Annotated in this window: 15 protein-coding genes and 1 riboswitch; of the genes, 6 read left to right on the forward strand and 9 right to left on the reverse strand. The window is 66.4% G+C overall.

Annotated features, from left to right (window positions below; translation table 11 throughout):
• Positions 1 to 502 precede the first annotated feature (502 nt).
• A complete protein-coding gene (locus AC0Z6F_RS13880) occupies positions 503 to 2,467 on the forward strand; it encodes a M2 family metallopeptidase (protein ID WP_012511821.1) in 1,965 nt (654 codons plus the stop codon).
• Between the two features lie 126 nt (positions 2,468 to 2,593).
• Here AC0Z6F_RS13880 and AC0Z6F_RS13885 read toward each other — a convergent pair whose 3' ends face one another.
• The 3 genes from AC0Z6F_RS13885 to AC0Z6F_RS13895 form a co-directional block, all read right to left on the reverse strand.
• Positions 2,594 to 2,986 carry a hypothetical protein gene (locus AC0Z6F_RS13885; protein ID WP_065723943.1) on the reverse strand — a complete coding sequence of 131 codons (393 nt, stop codon included), beginning with the start codon at positions 2,984 to 2,986 and terminating at the stop codon, positions 2,594 to 2,596.
• Between the two features lie 69 nt (positions 2,987 to 3,055).
• Positions 3,056 to 3,952 (reverse strand): siderophore-interacting protein, encoded by an 897-nt coding sequence (locus tag AC0Z6F_RS13890; RefSeq protein ID WP_046985106.1) that lies wholly within the window; start codon positions 3,950 to 3,952, stop codon positions 3,056 to 3,058.
• Between the two features lie 142 nt (positions 3,953 to 4,094).
• Entirely contained in the window at positions 4,095 to 5,321 is a 1,227-nt protein-coding gene (locus AC0Z6F_RS13895; RefSeq protein ID WP_012511824.1) for a multidrug effflux MFS transporter, read from the reverse strand.
• Positions 5,322 to 5,619: 298 nt separating this feature from the next.
• Positions 5,620 to 5,722: riboswitch (glycine riboswitch) on the forward strand.
• Positions 5,723 to 5,784: 62 nt separating this feature from the next.
• On the opposite strand from AC0Z6F_RS13895, the gene gcvP reads away from it, so the two are divergent.
• Complete coding sequence (gcvP, locus tag AC0Z6F_RS13900) at positions 5,785 to 8,652, forward strand: aminomethyl-transferring glycine dehydrogenase (RefSeq protein ID WP_485617320.1); 2,868 nt, start codon at positions 5,785 to 5,787, stop codon at positions 8,650 to 8,652.
• Positions 8,653 to 8,752: 100 nt separating this feature from the next.
• Here the strand turns inward: gcvP and AC0Z6F_RS13905 are convergent, their stop codons facing one another.
• The 3 genes from AC0Z6F_RS13905 to AC0Z6F_RS13915 all read right to left on the reverse strand — a co-directional run bounded on the left by AC0Z6F_RS13905 (position 8,753) and on the right by AC0Z6F_RS13915 (position 11,442).
• Positions 8,753 to 9,163, reverse strand: a complete 411-nt coding sequence (locus AC0Z6F_RS13905) for a VOC family protein (RefSeq protein WP_046985104.1) — start codon at positions 9,161 to 9,163, stop codon at positions 8,753 to 8,755.
• Positions 9,164 to 9,269: 106 nt separating this feature from the next.
• Complete coding sequence (locus AC0Z6F_RS13910) at positions 9,270 to 10,637, reverse strand: amino acid permease (protein ID WP_100435096.1); 1,368 nt, start codon at positions 10,635 to 10,637, stop codon at positions 9,270 to 9,272.
• 82 nt (positions 10,638 to 10,719) lie between these two features.
• A complete protein-coding gene (locus AC0Z6F_RS13915) occupies positions 10,720 to 11,442 on the reverse strand; it encodes an AraC family transcriptional regulator (RefSeq protein ID WP_012511827.1) in 723 nt (240 codons plus the stop codon).
• Positions 11,443 to 11,549: 107 nt separating this feature from the next.
• Between AC0Z6F_RS13915 and AC0Z6F_RS13920 the strand changes: the two genes are divergently transcribed.
• The gene (locus tag AC0Z6F_RS13920) at positions 11,550 to 11,936 is read left to right on the forward strand and encodes a hypothetical protein (RefSeq protein ID WP_485617323.1); all 387 of its coding nucleotides are present in this window, start codon (positions 11,550 to 11,552) and stop codon (positions 11,934 to 11,936) included.
• Between the two features lie 9 nt (positions 11,937 to 11,945).
• Here the strand turns inward: AC0Z6F_RS13920 and AC0Z6F_RS13925 are convergent, their stop codons facing one another.
• Entirely contained in the window at positions 11,946 to 12,647 is a 702-nt protein-coding gene (locus AC0Z6F_RS13925) for an alpha/beta fold hydrolase (RefSeq protein ID WP_006383527.1), read from the reverse strand.
• 132 nt (positions 12,648 to 12,779) lie between these two features.
• On the opposite strand from AC0Z6F_RS13925, the gene AC0Z6F_RS13930 reads away from it, so the two are divergent.
• On the forward strand, positions 12,780 to 13,067 hold the full coding sequence (locus tag AC0Z6F_RS13930) for a hypothetical protein (RefSeq protein ID WP_153676015.1): 288 nt from the start codon (positions 12,780 to 12,782) through the stop codon (positions 13,065 to 13,067).
• An 86-nt stretch (positions 13,068 to 13,153) separates the two neighbouring features.
• On the opposite strand, the gene AC0Z6F_RS13935 is transcribed toward AC0Z6F_RS13930, so the two are convergent.
• Positions 13,154 to 15,277, reverse strand: a complete 2,124-nt coding sequence (locus tag AC0Z6F_RS13935) for a methyl-accepting chemotaxis protein (RefSeq protein ID WP_100435098.1) — start codon at positions 15,275 to 15,277, stop codon at positions 13,154 to 13,156.
• A gap of 235 nt (positions 15,278 to 15,512) precedes the next feature.
• Between AC0Z6F_RS13935 and AC0Z6F_RS13940 the strand changes: the two genes are divergently transcribed.
• Positions 15,513 to 16,475, forward strand: coding sequence for a L,D-transpeptidase family protein (locus AC0Z6F_RS13940; RefSeq protein ID WP_485617326.1), 963 nt, complete (start codon positions 15,513 to 15,515; stop codon positions 16,473 to 16,475).
• A gap of 4 nt (positions 16,476 to 16,479) precedes the next feature.
• Positions 16,480 to 17,151, forward strand: coding sequence for a M23 family metallopeptidase (locus tag AC0Z6F_RS13945; protein WP_485617328.1), 672 nt, complete (start codon positions 16,480 to 16,482; stop codon positions 17,149 to 17,151).
• Here AC0Z6F_RS13945 and AC0Z6F_RS13950 read toward each other — a convergent pair.
• Complete coding sequence (locus AC0Z6F_RS13950; RefSeq protein WP_485617329.1) at positions 17,087 to 17,755, reverse strand: hypothetical protein; 669 nt, start codon at positions 17,753 to 17,755, stop codon at positions 17,087 to 17,089. The two genes, AC0Z6F_RS13945 and AC0Z6F_RS13950, sit on opposite strands and share 65 nt — an antisense overlap.
• Positions 17,756 to 17,849 lie beyond the last annotated feature (94 nt).

Genomic DNA, 17,849 nt, shown 5'->3' on the forward strand with positions numbered 1-17,849 from the left:
GGGTGGGTCCGGTGGCGGGAGACGCCGTAAACCCATCCCTGGGGGCTTGGCCGCGGCATCCATGCCGCGGACACTCCCGCCACCGGACCCACCCCGCCTTCGACAGTTTTCCGCGACCTGATGAAACGACCTTGGGGTCAGATCCGTTTTCCTCCGGAAAACGGATCTGACCCCATTTTGATTGTCGATACCTGACAGATGTGTCGACCAAGGTCGACACCCACCAACAGCCGCAGCGATCTGTCAGAGGTGGGGCGGTGTGGGCTTGCAGGACCGTTGGCGCCATGGATGGCGCCATCGAGCCCCCATGGATGGGTTTACGGCGTGTCCTGCAAGCCCACACCGCCCCGCCATCCAACGGAATCCCCGCTTTTGAAGTTGACGTTGCCGTTGCTTGAAGGCCTCTGCGGGTGCCGGGCGCCGCCCGGCCGACTTCCGCCACTTGCGGTGGCGGCGACTGCCCACTAGCCTTCGGCCGTCGTTCACCACCCAAGGACCGCCCGTGAAACACCGTCATCTCCTGCTGGCCTCGGCAATCGCCGCCGCCACGCTGGCCCTGGCCGCCTGCAAGAAGGAAGCTGCGCCAGGCACCGACACCGCCAGCAGCAGCGCCCCGGCCGGCGAAACCGCCGACCAGTTCGTGGCCCGCATCAATGCCGAATTCAAGGCCGCCTACCCGGAGATGACCTCGGCGCAGTGGCTGTCCTCCACCTACATCAACAGTGATTCGGAACGCATCGCGGCCAAGGCCAACGAGCGCTCGCTGACCCAGCTCAACAGCTGGATCGAACAGGCCGCCAGGTTCGATGGCAAGCCGATGAGCGAGGACAGCAAGCGCGCGATCCACCTGCTGAAGCTGATGTCCTCGATGCCGGCACCGCGTGACCCGGCCAAGCTGGCCGAGCTGACCCAGATCGCCACCCGCATGGAAGGCAGTTACGGCGCCGGCAAGTACTGTACCGATGCCAACGATCCGAACTCCTGCCGCCAGCTGGGCGAACTGGAACAGGTGCTGGCGCGCAGCCGCGATTACGACAAGCAGCTCGACGCATGGCAGGGCTGGCACAGCACCACCAAGAGCATGCGCGGCGACTACCAGAAGTTCGTCGGCCTGGTGAACGAAGGCGCCAAGGGCATGGGCTTCACCGATGCCGGCCAGATGTGGCGCAGCGGCTACGACATGCCGCCGGAGCAGATCGGCCCGGAAACCGACCGCCTGTGGGAGCAGGTCAAGCCGATGTACGAGCAGCTGCACTGCTATGCACGCGGCAAGCTGGACAAGACCTACGGCAAGGACAAGGCCGAAGTGGGCAACGGCCTGATCGCGGCGCATCTGCTGGGCAACATGTGGCAGCAGGACTGGTCCAACCTGTGGGACCAGCTGGAACCGTACCCGGGTGCCGGCAGCCTGGACATCACCGCTGCGCTTGAAAAGCAGTACCAGACCAATCTGAGCGCGGCGCTGGCCAAGGCCGGCAAGGATGCCAACGTAGCGGCGCAGTACAAGGCGCAGCGCGAGGCCGAACTGCGCACCGCCAAGCAGATGACCGAGCGCGCGCAGGACTTCTATGTGTCGCTGGGCATGCCGTCGCTGCCGCAGTCCTACTGGGAAAAAACCCAGTTCATCAAGCCCGATGACCGCGACGTGGTCTGCCACGCCAGCGCCTGGGACATGAACATGGAAGGCGATGTGCGCACCAAGATGTGCATCAAGCCGAACGAAGAGAACTTCACCACCATCTACCACGAGCTGGGCCACATCTATTACGACCTGGCCTACAACCCGCTGCCGCCGCTGTTCCAGGGCGGTGCCAACGATGGCTTCCATGAAGCAATCGGCGACACCATCGTGCTGGCGATGACGCCCAAGTACCTCAGCTCGATCGGCCTGGTCGATGCGCCGACCGAAAGCCGCGAGGCGGTCATCAACAACCAGATGCGCATGGCGCTTTCGGGCGTGTCGTTCCTGCCGTTCGGGCTGATGATCGACCGCTGGCGCTGGGGCGTGTTCGATGGCTCCATCACCGCCGACAACTACAACAAGGCGTGGTGGGACCTGAAGGCCAAGTACCAGGGCGTGGCGCCGGCCAGCACCCGTGGCGAAGAGTTCTTCGATCCGGGCGCGAAGTACCACGTGCCGGGCAACACCCCGTACACCCGCTACTTCCTGGCGCGCATCCTGCAGTTCCAGTTCTACAAGGGCCTGTGCGATGCCTCCGGCTACAAGGGTCCGCTGCATGAGTGCACCTTCTACGGCAACAAGGAAGCCGGCCAGAAGTACTGGGCGATGCTGAGCAAGGGTGCCAGCCAGCCGTGGCAGGCCACACTGAAGGAACTGACCGGCACCGACAAGCTCGATGCCGGCCCGATGATCGAGTACTTCAGCCCGGTCAATGAATGGCTGAAGCAGCAGAACGAAGGCCAGATGTGCGGCTGGCAGGCCAACGCGGCCCCGGCGGCGAAATGAAAAAAGGGGCGGATCCGCGAGGATCCGCCCCTCTTTACGTTGTAGAGCCGAGCCATGCTCGGCTTGCCGCGCGCAGCGCGGTGGAAAAACAGCCGAGCATGGCTCGGCTCTACAGTTTGGCCGCGATCAGCTGTTCTTCTTCGCGGCCATCGCGGCGGCCAGTTCGGCCTTGAATTCCTCGAAGGTCTGGCCCTTTTCCTTCGCTTCGGCCTGCGCAGCATCACGCAGTGCATCCGAGTACACCAGGCGCACCGGCGTGCCGTTGCGTTCGTGCAGTTCACCGGCCTGCATGATCAGGGCCAGCACCTGGGCAGCACTCTCGCTCTGGCCGGCGATGCGGCCATCCATGCCCAGCACCCATTCGCCATCACGGCGCACGACACCGGCCAGCAGGGTGCGCTGCGCATCGCGCAGTTCGGCATGCGGCTCCACCGGCGAGGCCTGCGCGGCTGCCTTGTTGGCGGCCTGCTTTTCCTGGCGACGGCGCTGGTCGCGGCGGATCTTGGAGCTGGTGGACATGGTGCGGTACCGCTGCGAGGGGGGCGCAAGGATAACGCACCCCGCCCACAGCACCGCTTCACGCTCCGCTCAGTCCAGCACTTTTCCGTGCCGCCAGTAGCCCATGAAGGTGATGGCGCGGCGGTCCAGTCCGCAGTCACGCACCAGATGGCGGCGGATCGCCATCACCGCACCCGCCTCGCCGGCCACCCAGGCATACAGCGGTCCGGCCACGCTGGCATCGGCCTGCTCCCACAGGATCTGAGCGTCGACATCGATCTCTTCCAGCGCATCGCCGGCAGCCACGCTCGAGGTCGCTGCCAGCCGTTCCTGCACCGCCTGCAGCAGCGGCTGGCCATAGGCGGCCTGCCCGCGCGGCAACCACACCAGCTCGGCCGTGCCCGGCGCTTTCAACGGCACCGCATCGCCGGCCTGGGCCACTTCCAGCAGCGCCAGCGTGCGCGGCGGATCAGGCATGGCCGCCAGTTCCTCCAGAATGCCCGCCACCGCAGGCAGCGCCGTTTCATCGGCCACCAGCAGCACCTGGCCGACGCCGGCCGGCGGCTTCCATTCCCAACCTTCGCTGCTGTCGGCACAGTCGGCATCGGGGGCCAGCAGCACGACGCGGTCACCCGGCCGCGCATGCATGGCCCAGCGCGAAGCGGGCCCGGTCACGCCGTGGATGACGAAATCAACGTCGACCTCGCCCTGCTCGGCGCGCAGCTGGCGGATGGTGTAGGTGCGCATCGGCGGCCGCAGCTCATCAGGCAGGGCCCGGTAGCGCGGATACCAGTCCTCGCCGCTGGGCACCTGTGGCACCTCCTGGCCGGGCAAGGGGAAGAACACCTTGATCCGCTGGTCCGGGCCTTCGGTCTTCATCCGCGCCACGTCGGCACCGGTGAACACCATGCGGTCCAGGGAAGGGGAAAGAACGCGGCGCTCCTTCAGCGCCACCTCGAACAGGCGGTAGGTCTGCTGCGCAGCCATGGGGGTACCTCATGCGACGACATCGGATTGGCTGGCTGTCGTGCATCCACGCACCGGCTGGCTGGAATGCCCAGCCTAGTCCGGTTGTCCGCGGCTGCAAGGATGTGCCGGCATCCCCGTCCGCCCTACCCCTGCGCGCTGCTCAATGGCCCGTGCAGGCTGCCTGCGCCGCGCGCTCGCGCTGGTGTTCCCAGTACCAGAACACGAAGCCGGCGCCGAAGAACGCGGCCTGGCCCAGTGCCAGGTGCAGCGGGCTGGCGCTGAGCAGCGGCGACACCACGCCGGCCACCACGGTGCTGATCATCAGCTGCACGAAGGCCTGCAGCGAGGACGCCAGGCCACGCTGGTGCGGATACATGTCCAGCACCGCCAGCGCCAGGATCGGGAAGATCAGCGCCATGCCCATGCCGCCCAGGAAGATCGGCATCACCGCCCACGGCAGTGCGAACTGTGGCGCCAGGCCGACGTAGCCGATGTTCAGCAGCACCGACAACGCACACAGGCCGAAACCGATGGCGACCTGTCGCGTGGGGCTGCTGTGCCCGGCCATGCGCCCGGACAGGAACGAGCCGGTGGTCATGCCGCCGATGGTGGGAATGAACAGCCAGGCGAAACCGCCCTCGCCCAGGTGCAGGTGCTGCATCACGAACACCGGCGCCGAGGAGATGTACAGGAACACGCCACCGAAGCCGATGCTGCCGGCCAGCGCCAGGCGCAGGAAACGCGGATTGAAGCCGATGCGAACGTAGTCGCGCAGCAGCACGCGCGGTGACAACGGCACGCGCGCCTCGACCGGATGGGTTTCCGGCAGGTAGCGTGCAGTGGCCGCCAGCAGCACCAGCGCGAACACCACCAGGAACCAGAAGATCAACGGCCAGCCAGCGCCGCTGAGCAGGATCCAGCCACCGATGATCGGGGCGATCGCCGGGGCGATGCCGAACAGCATCGACACCTGGCTCATCAGCCGCTGTGCGTCATGGCCGTGGTACAGGTCGCGGATCACCGCTCGGCCGACGATCATGCCGACACCTGCCGACAGGCCCTGCAGTGCGCGGAAGCCCAGCAGCGTGGTCAGGTCAGTGGACAGCGCACAGCCGACTGAGGCGCCGACGAATATCACCAGGCCGCCGAGGATCACCCGCTTGCGGCCCCAGGCGTCGGACAGCGGTCCATGGGCCAGGCTCATCAGGCCGTAGAACAGCAGGTACACGCTGATGGTCTGCTGCACCGCCACTTCGTCCACCGCCAGGCGCTGGGCCAGCTGCGGGAACGCCGGGAAGATGGTGTCGATTGAGAACGGACCAAACATGGCCAGGCCGGCAAGCAGCAGGGCCATGCGGCGGGTGGAAGGAGCAACAGCGGCGGTCATGGAGAGGCGTCCGGCAGGGCCATGCGCGGCACGCACGGCGGGCGCCAGTCCCCTGAAACAGGGACAGCGCCAGATGAATTCGGGTATCCACCCATCATAGGTGGGGATTGCGCCCCGCGCCATGCACGGATGCACAAAACGCACGGCCGGGCCATCGGCCATTCAGGCGCAGCGGCGCCCCCCGGGAGCGGCCGGCCGGCGCGCAACGGGCTATAATCGGCGGGCAACACGGTGGGAGAAGCGGAACACCGCTGCCGAAGGCGCAACGCCCGTAATCGCTCAGGCCCGATACCACCCGTAACAGAACTCTGGAGAGACCGGTTCAATCCGGCGCCGAAGGGGCAAGAAGCTGCGGTCCGCCGCGCTTTCAAACTCTCAGGCAAAAGGACAGAGGGGCGCCCCGCAGACCGCCGACCGGCGGCTTGTGCCCGTGCGTGTGCCCTTTCCTGACGGATCCTTCGCCATGTCCCAGAACACCCCTTCCCTGCGTGAGCTCGAGCATCATTCGGCCTTCGTCGAGCGCCACATCGGCCCCAACGATGCCGAGATCGCGCAGATGCTCGGCGTCATCGGCCACGCCTCGCTGGATGCGATGACCGATACCATCGTGCCGGCCAAGATCAAGTCGCCGGCCCCGCTGGCGCTGCCGGAGTCGATCACCGAAGTGCAGGCGCTGGCGAAGATCCGCGCGATCGCCGACAAGAACACCGTGCTGCGCAGCTTCATCGGCCAGGGCTACTACGGTACCCACACGCCGAACGTGATCCTGCGCAACATCCTGGAAAACCCGGCCTGGTACACCGCCTACACCCCGTACCAGGCGGAAATCTCGCAGGGCCGCATGGAAGCGCTGATCAACTTCCAGACCCTGTGCGCCGACCTGACCGGCATGGAAATCGCCAACGCCTCGCTGCTGGACGAAGCGACCGCCGCCGCCGAAGCGATGACCCTGGCCAAGCGCTCGGCCAAGTCGAAGTCGGACACCTTCTTCGTGCACGACGCCGTACACCCGCAGACGCTGGAACTGTTGCGCACCCGCGCAGAACCGATGGGCATCGTGCTGCGCGTTGGCACGCCGGCCGAAGCCCTGGAAGCGGACAGCTTCGGCCTGCTGCTGCAGTACCCGGACACCTTCGGCCAGGTCGGCGACTACAAGGCGCTGGTCGATGCCGTGCACGCACGCGGCGGCCTGGTGGCCGTGGCCACCGACCTGCTGGCGCTGACCCTGCTGGCCGCCCCCGGCGAATGGGGCGCGGACATCGTGGTCGGCAACAGCCAGCGTTTCGGCGTGCCGTTCGGCTTCGGTGGCCCGCATGCGGCGTTCATGGCCTGCCGCGATGCCTACAAGCGTTCGATGCCGGGCCGCCTGATCGGTGTGTCGATCGACGCACAGGGCAACCCGGCCTACCGCCTGACCCTGCAGACCCGCGAGCAGCACATCCGTCGCGAGAAGGCCACGTCCAACATCTGCACCGCGCAGGTGCTGCTGGCGGTGATGGCCTCGATGTATGCCGTCTACCACGGCCCGGAAGGCCTGACCCGCATCGCCCGCCGCACCCACCGCCTGGCCTCGATCCTTGCCAGCGCGCTGCGCAGTGCCGGCGTGCAGGTCGGTGGTGACTTCTTCGACACCCTGCACGTCACCGGCGTGCACGCCGATGAGATCCACGCCAAGGCCCGTGCCGCCGGTTACAACCTGCGTGCGATCGACAGCGACTCGGTCGGCATCAGCCTGGACGAAACCACCACCCGCGCCGACATCGTGGCCGTGGCTTCGGTGTTCGGTGCTTCGCTGGATGTGGACGCACTGGATGCCAGCACCGCCGACGCGCTGCCGGCCGGCCTGCTGCGCCAGTCTGAATTCCTGACCCATCCGGTGTTCAACACCCACCACAGCGAGCACGAACTGCTGCGCTACCTGCGTTCGCTGGCCGACAAGGACCTGGCGATGGACCGCACGATGATCCCGCTGGGCTCGTGCACCATGAAGCTCAACGCCACCGCCGAGATGATCCCGGTGACCTGGCCGGAGTTCTCGCAGATCCATCCGCTGGTGCCGGCCGACCAGGCGCTGGGCTACAAGGAACTGATCGACTCGCTGGAAGCGATGCTGGTGGAATGCACCGGCTACGACGCGGTGAGCCTGCAGCCGAACTCCGGCGCGCAGGGCGAGTACGCCGGCCTGCTGGCGATCCGTGCCTACCACCGCTCGCGCGGCGAAGACCATCGTGACATCTGCCTGATCCCGGATTCGGCGCACGGCACCAACCCGGCATCGGCACAGATGTGCGGCATGAAGGTGGTGGTGACCAAGACCGATGCCAACGGCAACGTCGACGTCGAGGACATCCGCCTCAACGCCGAGAAGTACAGCGACCGCCTGGCCGCGATCATGATGACCTACCCGTCCACGCACGGCGTGTTCGAGGAAGAGGTGGTGGAGATCTGCGAGATCATCCACAAGCACGGCGGCCAGGTGTACACCGACGGTGCCAACATGAACGCCCTGGTCGGCGTGGCCAAGCCGGGCAAGTGGGGTTCGGACGTTTCCCACCTGAACCTGCACAAGACCTTCTGCATCCCGCACGGCGGCGGCGGCCCGGGCGTTGGCCCGTGTGCGGTCAAGGAGCACCTGGCGCCGTTCCTGCCGGGCAAGCTGGGCGACCACGGCCCGGTCGGTATGGTCAGCGCAGCCAGCTTCGGCAGCGCGTCAATCCTGCCGATCAGCTGGATGTACATCGCGATGATGGGTACCGAAGGCCTGCGCAAGGCCACCCAGGTCGCCCAGCTCAACGCCAACTACATCGCCAAGCGCCTGGCTCCGCACTTCAAGACCCTGTACACCGGCCGCAACGGCCTGGTGGCACACGAGTGCATCCTGGACGTGCGCCCGCTGGAGAAGACCAGCGGCATCGGCGCCGAGGACGTGGCCAAGCGCCTGATCGACTTCGGCTTCCATGCCCCGACGCTGAGCTTCCCGGTGGCCGGCACGCTGATGGTCGAGCCGACCGAGAGCGAGTCGCTGCATGAGCTGGACCGCTTCATCGACGCGATGATCCAGATCCGCGAAGAGATCACCGCGATCGAAGACGGCCGCCTGGACCGCGAGGACAACCCGCTGAAGAACGCGCCGCATACCGCGACCGCGGTGACCGCCAGCGAGTGGACCCACGCCTACCCGCGCGAAATGGCTGCGTTCCCGCTGCCGAGCCTGAAGCTGCAGAAGTACTGGCCGCCGGTGGCGCGCGTCGACAACGTGTACGGCGACAAGAACGTGATGTGCGCCTGCATCCCGGTCGATGCCTACAAGGATGACGAAGTCGAGGCGTAAGCCATCGCGGCATCGGAAATGAGAACGGCCCGCGCAAGCGGGCCGTTTTTGTTTTCCGGTAGCGCCGGGCCATGCCCGGCGAGCGCAGCGACAGAACGCATCACGGATCCGGCATCTGCCCCAGGCTCAGCTGCCACGACACGCCGAAGCGGTCCTGCACCCAGCCGTAGCGGTTGCTGAAATCGTAGTCACCCACCGGCATCAGCCAGTGGCCCCCCTCGCCCAGCACCCGCGCGGCACGCTCGAACTGCTCGGCGCCGGAACACTCCACGAACAGCGAGATCGACGGCGAGAATGTGAAATCGTGCACATCCAGGCTGTCAAAGCACAGGTAATGGGTGCCGCCGAGCAGGAAGATGGCCTGGCGCACCTGCCCCGGCACGCCCGCCCCCGGGCCTTCCGGGTGGCGCTGCAGTGCCAGCAGGCGGAAATCGGCGAAGGCTTCGGCATACAGGGCCAGGGCGGCCTCGGCCTGGCCGGTGAACATCAGGAAGGGGCGACTGCGCAACATGCGGTACTCCTGGTCGACGGGCCGCTGACGGCCCATAGGGTCAGGATGGCATGCCGCATGTGCGCAGGGTGTATCGGTAGCGCCGGGCCATGCCCGGCGACATCAATCACGCCTCGCGCATACGCCGGGCGATGGCGCTGCTGGCGGCGATGGTGGCAGTCAGCGCAACCATCGACAGGAACTGCAGGCGCGTATGCGCTTCGCTCAGCAGCAGGCCGAAGATCAGTGCCAGGATCGCCAGCGCACAGACGGTCAGCCACGGGAATCCGGCCATGCGGAACGGCAGGCGGGTACCCAGTCGGTCGGCACGGCGGCGCAGCACCAGCTGCGAAACCAGCGACAGCGTCCACACCAGCAGACAGGTGGAACCGACGATGTTCAGCAGCACCGGCAGTACCCGGTCCGGGAACAGCAGCTCCATCACCGTGGCGGCAAAGCCGAACAGCACGCTGGCCAGCACGGCGATCACCGGTACCTGGCGCGGGTCGGTCCAGCCCAACACGGCCGGGGCTTCGCGGCGCTGCGCCAGCGAGTACATCATGCGCGAGGCGCCGTAGAGGTTGGCGTTGAGCGCCGACAACAGCGCGATCACCGCGATCAGGGTGATGGCCGTACCCGCGCCCGGGATGCGGGCGATATCCAGCACCGCAGCGAACGGCGACTTCAGCGCCTCGCTTGTCCACGGCACCACGGCGATGATCACGCTCAGCGAGCCGATGTAGAACACCAGGATGCGCCAGGCCACGGTACGAATGGCACGGGCAATGCTGCGCTCGGGATCTTCGGTCTCGGCCGCCGCAACGGCCACGATCTCGGTGCCACCGAAGGCAAAAACGACAACCAGCAACGCCGCACCGATCCCGGCCAGGCCCTTCGGGGCGAAGCCACCGTGTTCGGTGAAGTTGCTCAGGCCCGGCGAGGTCACCTGCGGCAGCCACCCCATCAGCAGCGCCACGCCGATGGCGATGAAGGCCAGGATCGCCGCCACCTTGAGGATGGCGAACCAGAATTCGAACTCGCCGAAGTTCTTCACTCCCAGCAGGTTGATCGCGGTGAAGAACAGCATGAAGGCCAACGCCGCCATCGGCACCGGTATCACCGGCCAGACCGAGGCCAGCAGCCCGGCCGCGCCGACGGCTTCGGCGGCGATCACGATCACCAGCTGCACCCACCACAGCCAGCCCACGGTGGCGCCGGCGGTAGCGCCCATGGCGTCGGCTGCATATACCGAGAACGCACCACTGGTTGGTTTGGCCGCCGCCATCTCGCCCAGTGCGTTCATCACGATGATCACCAGCGCACCAGCGACCAGATACGACACCAGCACCGCCGGGCCGGCCGCCTGCACACCTACGCCCGAGCCGAGGAACAGGCCGGCGCCGATGGCGCTGCCCAGGCCCATCATGATCAGCTGGCGGGGCTTGAGCGAATGTCCGAGGCGGGACGGCGAAGCGGTCGGAATCGAGTTGGGCATCGGCAGGGCTGGCGGCGGGCTACAGGGGCGACACCTTACCCTGTCCCATGCCCGCGGGGATAGGCACAGCGCAGCAGGCGGCTCAGGCCAGTGCGGGCTCGCCGACGCTGCCACCAATACGGGCGCGGTAGGCACGCGGCGAGAAACCGGTTTCAGCCTTGAACTTGCGGGTGAAGGCACTCTGGTCGCTGAAACCGCAGGCCTGGCCGATGCAGGCGATGCTGTCGTCGCCGTGCAGCAGGTGCATGGCCATCTGGATCCGCAGCCGGGTCAGCACCTGCTGCGGGGTCATCTGGAACACCTTGCGGAAGCTGCGCTCCAACTTGGACAGCGAGAAACCGGTGATGTCCAGCAGGGTCTGCATGCGCACGTTTTCGGCGTAGTGCGCGTTGAGATGGGCCAGCGCCAGCCGCAGCTGCTCGTACTGCGTGCCCAGGCTGTCCTTCTGGCCAAGGTCGCGGGAAATGCCGATCAGGCCCTCGATCGCCCCGTCGACCACCAGCGGGCGCTTGCAGGTCAGGCACCAGCCCGGTTCGCGGTTGGCGAACAGGTGCAGCTCCATCAGGTTCTCGATCACCTCGCCGGACAGCACACGGGCGTCCTGGTCGACGTAGTCCGCACTGAGGCCGGTCGGGTAGATCTCAGCCGCGGTGCGCCCGATCACGTCCTTGCGCGCGCGCAGGCCCAGCCGCCGCAGCATGGTCTGGTTGACGTGGGTGTAACGCCCCTGCCGGTCCTTGATGAAGAACAGCACATCCGGGATGGCGTCGAACAGGGCTTCGATGTCGGCGGGCTCGACTCGCATGCGGCAAGCATAGCCGAGGCACCTTGCCGGTGCGATCACCCTTGCGGGACTTGCGCTTAACGCCGCAAGGCCCACCGTGGGGGCAAGCCCCCACCGGAGAACCGGCCATGCCCCGCGGTGACAAGTCCGCCTACACCGAAAAGCAGAAGCGCCAGGCCGAGCACATCGAGGACAGCGAGCGCAAGCGCGGTGCCAGCGAGGGGACGGCCGAGCGCATAGCGTGGGCGACCGTGAACAAGCAGGACGGTGGGGGCAAGCGCAGTGGTAGTGGGCGCAAGGTGGCGAAGAAGGCACCGGCGAAAAGGGCCGCCATCAAGACCGCTGCAAAGAAAACAACGGCGAAGAAGGCAACAAAGAGGACGGTGGCCAAGAAGGCCAGCACTCCTGCCTCGCGTAGTGCTGCCGCGAAGAAGGCAGCGAAGACCCGTGCGGCAAAGAAGACCGTGCGCAAGGTGGCGGCGAAGAAAGCAGCACGTACCCGCGCGCGCGGCTGAGCCCTTCGATCAGGGCGACAGCGTCCTCATCCACGCGGCAACTTCGGCTGCAGCTGCGTCGGCGCGCGCCTGCAGCAGCAGATGTGGCCCCTCCAACGACACATGGCGGGCATCGGGCAACAGGGCCTGCAGCTCGGCCACGCTGGGCGGCCACAGCAGGCGGTCCTGCAGGGCATGCAGGCACAGCGTCGGCAACACGAGTTCCGGCAGCAGTGCACGAACGTCCACCTGCAGCGTCGCCGCAGCACGCTGGCGCAGGGTTGCAGCCGGCACCTGCGCGATTGCGAGGCGCAGCTCATGCAGGTTCGCGCGCGTCCGCCATTGCCCCAGCAACAACCGGGCCATCAATGCGAGCGGCGGCAAGGGCCACGCCGGAGCCAGTATCCGTGCGCTCGCCGCTGGCAGCGGTACCGGCCGCCGTGCGAAGGTCGTACTCAGTACCAACCCATGCAATCCAGGCTGCCCGGCCACCGCCAGTTCGATGGCCAGTGGCCCGGCGAACGATTCGGCCAACAGCACAAAGGGAGATGCAGGAAGCCGCGGGCGCAGAGTCGACGCCAACGTGGTGTAGTCCTGTGGCCCCTGCGCGGGCATCGGCAGTACCTGCATCTGCATGCCCCGCGCCTGCATCGCCTCTACGAAGTGCGCCGACAGCAGGCCGGTGCCATCCAGTCCTGGCAGCATCACGACCGGCAGCATCACGGCATTCATCACGTTGATCACCCATCAGGTTTCTTCGCACGGCTCCCCGCCTGCAGCTTCACTCATTGGCTCGGCCCAAGGAAGTGCACGGCGGCGCACGCGGCGCTACGCTGGTAGTCCCGACGGAACGGAGAAGGCGGCATGCGCAAGCCACGCTGGCTCAGCTGGACCGGCCTAGCCGTATGCGCACTCTATCTCGCGTTGACCACTTGGCTGGTGCTCGATGCCCAGGCCAACAGCGACCCCAAGAGCGCCTACATCCTCATGCAGCTGCCGGTGATGCTGCAGACCGCAGCACTCAACGTCATCGGCATGGGTGGGTGGCTATCCGGAAAGACCTGGACGACCGTCTACCTGCTGGTGATGCCCCCTACCCTGGTCGTGCTGTATGCGGTGGGGGCCATGCTCGGCAGTGTTCTTGAACAATGATGGCGGTGTGTCGGCCTGTCTGAGCAAGCAATGGGAATACGGCCGCTCAGGGCGGCCGTATTCCTGTCACGGGTTCAGCAGTCTGCTCAGGCTGCGCGACGCGTCACGGCGGAAGCTGCTGCGCCTTCCACCTTGAACACCGACACCGACGTGGTCAGTGCATGCGCCTGTTCTTCCAGTGCGCGGCTGGCGGCAGTGGCTTCTTCCACCAGCGCGGCGTTCTGCTGGGTCACCTGGTCCATCTGCACCACCACCTGGTTGACCTGCTCGATACCGGCGGCCTGTTCCTTGCTGGCCGCAGCGATATCGCTCATCAGCTGGGTGGTTCGCGAACTTGCCTGTGCCACGCGCGCGATCGCGGCTTCGGATTCAACGGTCACTGCCAGGCCACTCTTCACCTTGGCAGCGGCGTCTTCGATCAGTTCCTTGATCTCCTTGGCGGCGACACCGGCACGCTGTGCGAGCGTGCGCACTTCGCTGGCAACCACGGCAAAACCACGGCCCTGCTCGCCTGCACGCGCGGCTTCCACTGCAGCATTCAGCGCCAGGATGTTGGTCTGGAACGCGATGCCGTCGATCACCGTGGAGATTTCCGAGATGCGTGCCGAGGACTGGTCGATCTCGCCCATCACCGATGCCATCTGCGCCATCGCCTGCTCGGTCTCGCGTACGGCGGCACCGGCGGCATGCGCTTCACTGTCGGCCTGACGCGCCAGCTCGGCGTTCTGGCGCACGGTGGAGGTCAGTTCCTCCATCGATGCAGCAGCCTCTTCCAGATTGGCTGCCTGCTGCTCGGTGCGGCGCGACAGGTCGTTGTTGCCGGCGGCCAATTCCTGCGCCGCGTTGTTGATGCTGTCGGCAGCCACCTGGATGCCCTGCACGATGCCGGTCAGCTGTGCGGTGGTGGTGTTGGCATCGTCGCGCATGCGCGCGAACACTCCGTCGTACTCGCCGTCCATGCGTGCGGTCAGGTCGCCGTGCGAGATCGCGCGCAGCACGTCGGAGACATCGGCGATGCTGGCCTGCGAACTGGCCATCATGCCGTTGAGATGTTCGACCATCGCCTTGAACTGGTACTGGAACGCAGCGGCGTCGCCACGCATGCTGAAATCACCGGCGCGCGCGGCGCGAGCCAGCTCATCGATCTGCGCGTTGATCACCATCAGGCTCTGCTTCACTGCGGCCAGTGTACGGGTCAGCGTGCCCTTCTCGCCCGGGTAATCCGGCAGGTCGCGGCTGAGGTCGCCGATGGCGTAGCGCTGCATCACCTCGGCCATCAGCAGCTCCACCTGCACGTGCGATTCGACCAGACTGTTGGTGGCCTGCACCATGCGGCCGAAGTCACCGGGGAAGGCGCTGGCGTCCATGCGATAGCGGATCGCACCGGCCTCGTGCTGCTCGGCCATCTGCAGCTGTGCGCCGATCGCCGCCTGCACGCTCTGGCGCACGCTGGCCATGGCTTCACCCAGCTGAGTCAGTTCATCGCGGCCACCAAGGCGGAACTCCTGGTCCAGCTGTCCCTTGGACAGACGCTCGGCCAGGTTCACCGCGCGGGCCAGCGGACCGGTCAAGCTGCGGCCGATCATCACCGAGGCACCGATGCCCACCAACAGCGCGACGCCGCCCAGCACCAGCAGCTGCAGCAGGCTGCGCTCGCCCAGGCGGATTGCCTCGGCGGCGGCATCACGGCTTTCCTTCTCCTCAAAGTCCACGCCATCGGACAGCGCCTTGTTCCAGCCATTGGCCGCTTCCTGCACCGGGCCCAGGGTCAGCGCCACGGCGCCCGGGTAGTCACCCTGCTCCATCAGTTCGCTGGTCTGCTTGTTGAGCGGGCGCGCAATGGCACGCTTGGCGGCGATGGTTTCGGCAATGGCCTTGCCGTCGGCGTCGCTGGGCAGCGCCTGGTAGGCGGTCCAGCTGGCCTCGTAGCGCTTCACCAGATCAGCGATGCGCTGCTCGTCGTGGCCACGGTCTTCACCCTGGCGGATCAGCATCTCGCGGCGCACCACCATCATCTGGTTATTGGCATCGAGCATCTGCGACAACAGGCGCACCTTGGCCACGCTGACGTCGACCACCTGCTGCATCGCGCGCTTCTGCACGACACTGGCGGTGGCGCCGGTGGCCACCACGGCGGCAACCAGCAGCAGCAACAGGCCAAAGCCCAGCCCAAGACGCCAGGCAACCCTGACGTTCCTCAAGTAGTTCATGGGGGTATCCAAAACGGGGGGATGTGCCCTTATCGGCGGCCCGGCAGGCAATCTTGATCGCCGTCCGTCGACGGCGTCGGCCACCGTTCACCTTGGTGAGCCCCCGGCGCAGCAGCACCTGCGCGCTGGACACAGCTGCAATACCCATGGCTACTCATGCGGGCATCAGATCCCTTTCACGGTGGCTCGGCGGCTGCTGCGGGCAAGGTGGTGGCGTGACCTGCTGGAGATCCCAATGCCCTTGCTCGTGTCCCGATCCACCCTGCTCGCTCTCTCGCTGCTGGCGTCGCCAGCCTTCGCGCAGGCGCCGCCGCCCGAACTACCCGCCCCCATTGCCGAGAAAGCCGGGCCGGATGTGGCCCCGCGCTCCGCCCTGCACGCCCAGGTGCTGCTGGATCGCGCGAATTTCTCCCCTGGCCAGATCGATGGCGAAGTGGGCAGCAACCAGCGACGCGCGGTGTCGGGTTTTCAGGCGGCGCATGGGCTGACCGTAACCGGTGAACTGGATGACGCTACCTGGAAAGCTCTGCAGGCCGATACGATCGCGCCGCTGGTCAGCTACACGCTGACTGCTGAGGATGTCGCCGGCCCGTTCCAGCCCATACCGAAAGGACCCGCCGCCCAGGCCAAGCTCAAATCGCTGGGCTACGGCAGTGTGGAAGAAGCCCTGGGCGAACGTTTCCACTCCTCCCCTGAGCTGCTGAAGGCGCTCAATCCGGGCATAGATCTGGCCAAGGCAGGCAGCCGCATCCAGGTACCCAACATCGCCCCGGCGTCATTGCCGAAGGCGGCGAAGATCGTGGTCGACAAATCCGACTCCACGCTGCAGTTGCTCGATGCGCAGGGCAAGGTGATTGCACAGGTGCCGGTGTCGTCCGGCAGCCAGCACGACCCGTTGCCGATCGGCGAATGGAAGATTCTGGGCATGTACCGGGATCCGCCGTTCCACTACAACCCGAAGCTGTTCTGGGATGCCCGCAAGGGCGAAAAGAAGGCCACCCTGCCACCGGGTCCGAACAATCCGGTCGGGCGGGTCTGGATCGATCTGTCCAAGCCGCATTACGGCCTGCATGGCACGCCCGAACCCGGCCATGTGGGCAAGACCGAATCGCATGGCTGTGTGCGCATGACCAACTGGGATGCAGTGCGCGTGGCCGATGCAGTCGATACCTCGGTACCCGTGGTGATGCAGGAGTGAGCCGATGCGTCTTTCGCAGCTGATCGTGCTGGGTGTTCTGTTGGGATTGGGTGCAGGCTGGTGGTTGCACCGCGATGCGAGTGGGCCGGTAGCCGCCTCGCTTCCGGAAGCACCGCCGGGGGCCGCTGCGACGGTGAAGGAACCAGTAGCGCCTCGCGCAACAGCCCCACCCGCCGCCACCGCGCCGTCGGCCACGCAGACTGCGGAAGTACCGTCCGGGCTGGTGCTGCCCGTGCAGGGCATCCCAGCCTCCCAGCTGCGCGACACGTTCACCGATGCACGCAGCGAGGGCCGCGTGCACGATGCCATCGACATCATGGCCGATGCCGGTACGCCGGTAATCGCGGTGGCCGATGGCACGGTGGAAAAGCTGTTCGACAGCGAGCGCGGTGGCTTGACGATTTACCAGTTCGAGCCCAGCGGGCGCTGGTGCTACTACTACGCGCATCTGCAGCGCTATGCCGATGGCCTGGCCGAAAAGCAGATCATCAAGCGCGGTGAGGTGATCGGCTACGTCGGCAGCACCGGCAACGCCAATGCCGAGGCTCCGCACCTGCACTTCGAAATGCACGTGTTGGGCCCGGAGAAGCAGTGGTGGAAGGGCGAATCGATCAATCCGTATCCGCTACTGAAATCGGCTGCTTCGATGCCCGACGCTGCCAACGCCGCAAGCTGATGGTGAATACCGCCAAGGCAGCCCCCGGAATCAGCAGGAACAGCGCGGCCACCTTCCAGAAAAAGAACGGCCACAGCCACACATAGTCCAGGTCGGTCAGCTTCAGCACGTCCATCGGCGGCAGCAGTTCCACCGAGGCCGCGCGACCGGCCAGCGCCGGGTCGACCTCCAGCACAGTCAGCCGCAGCCAGGAACGGCCGCGCGGCAGCGCATCCCCTCGGCCATAGCCGAAGTACGAGGCGGCAAATCCAGCAGGCTCAACCGATTCCAGCGCGCGGGTGATGCCGGAGCCCGGCGCACCCGAACGCGTGTCGGCGCGGAAGTCGGTCTGATCTGTCGGGGTTTCCGCGCGCAGGAGTACCTCAGGATCGATCACCGTAGCAGTACCGTCATCCGCATAACGCAGGCGCAGCCTCAGTTGGTCATCAATGAAACGGTAGACCTTGATCTCGGACGTAGTACCCGGGTTCAGCACCAGAGGCAGGACCTGCGTGCGTGAGGCCATGTGGTTGGCGATGGCGCCCAGCGCCAGCACCATGCAGGCGATGCCCCACAGGCTCCACAGCACCCACAGGGTGATCCGCACTACTGTCTCGCCCTTCACGCTGACATCCTGGTTATCGCTCTGCTTCTCGCTGGCTGTGCCGACACACTAACGAAAAAGCCCCGCGTTGGCGGGGCTTCTTCTTTCAGCGACG

This window comes from Stenotrophomonas sp. 1L-E-5-B-C3, assembly GCF_057292075.1.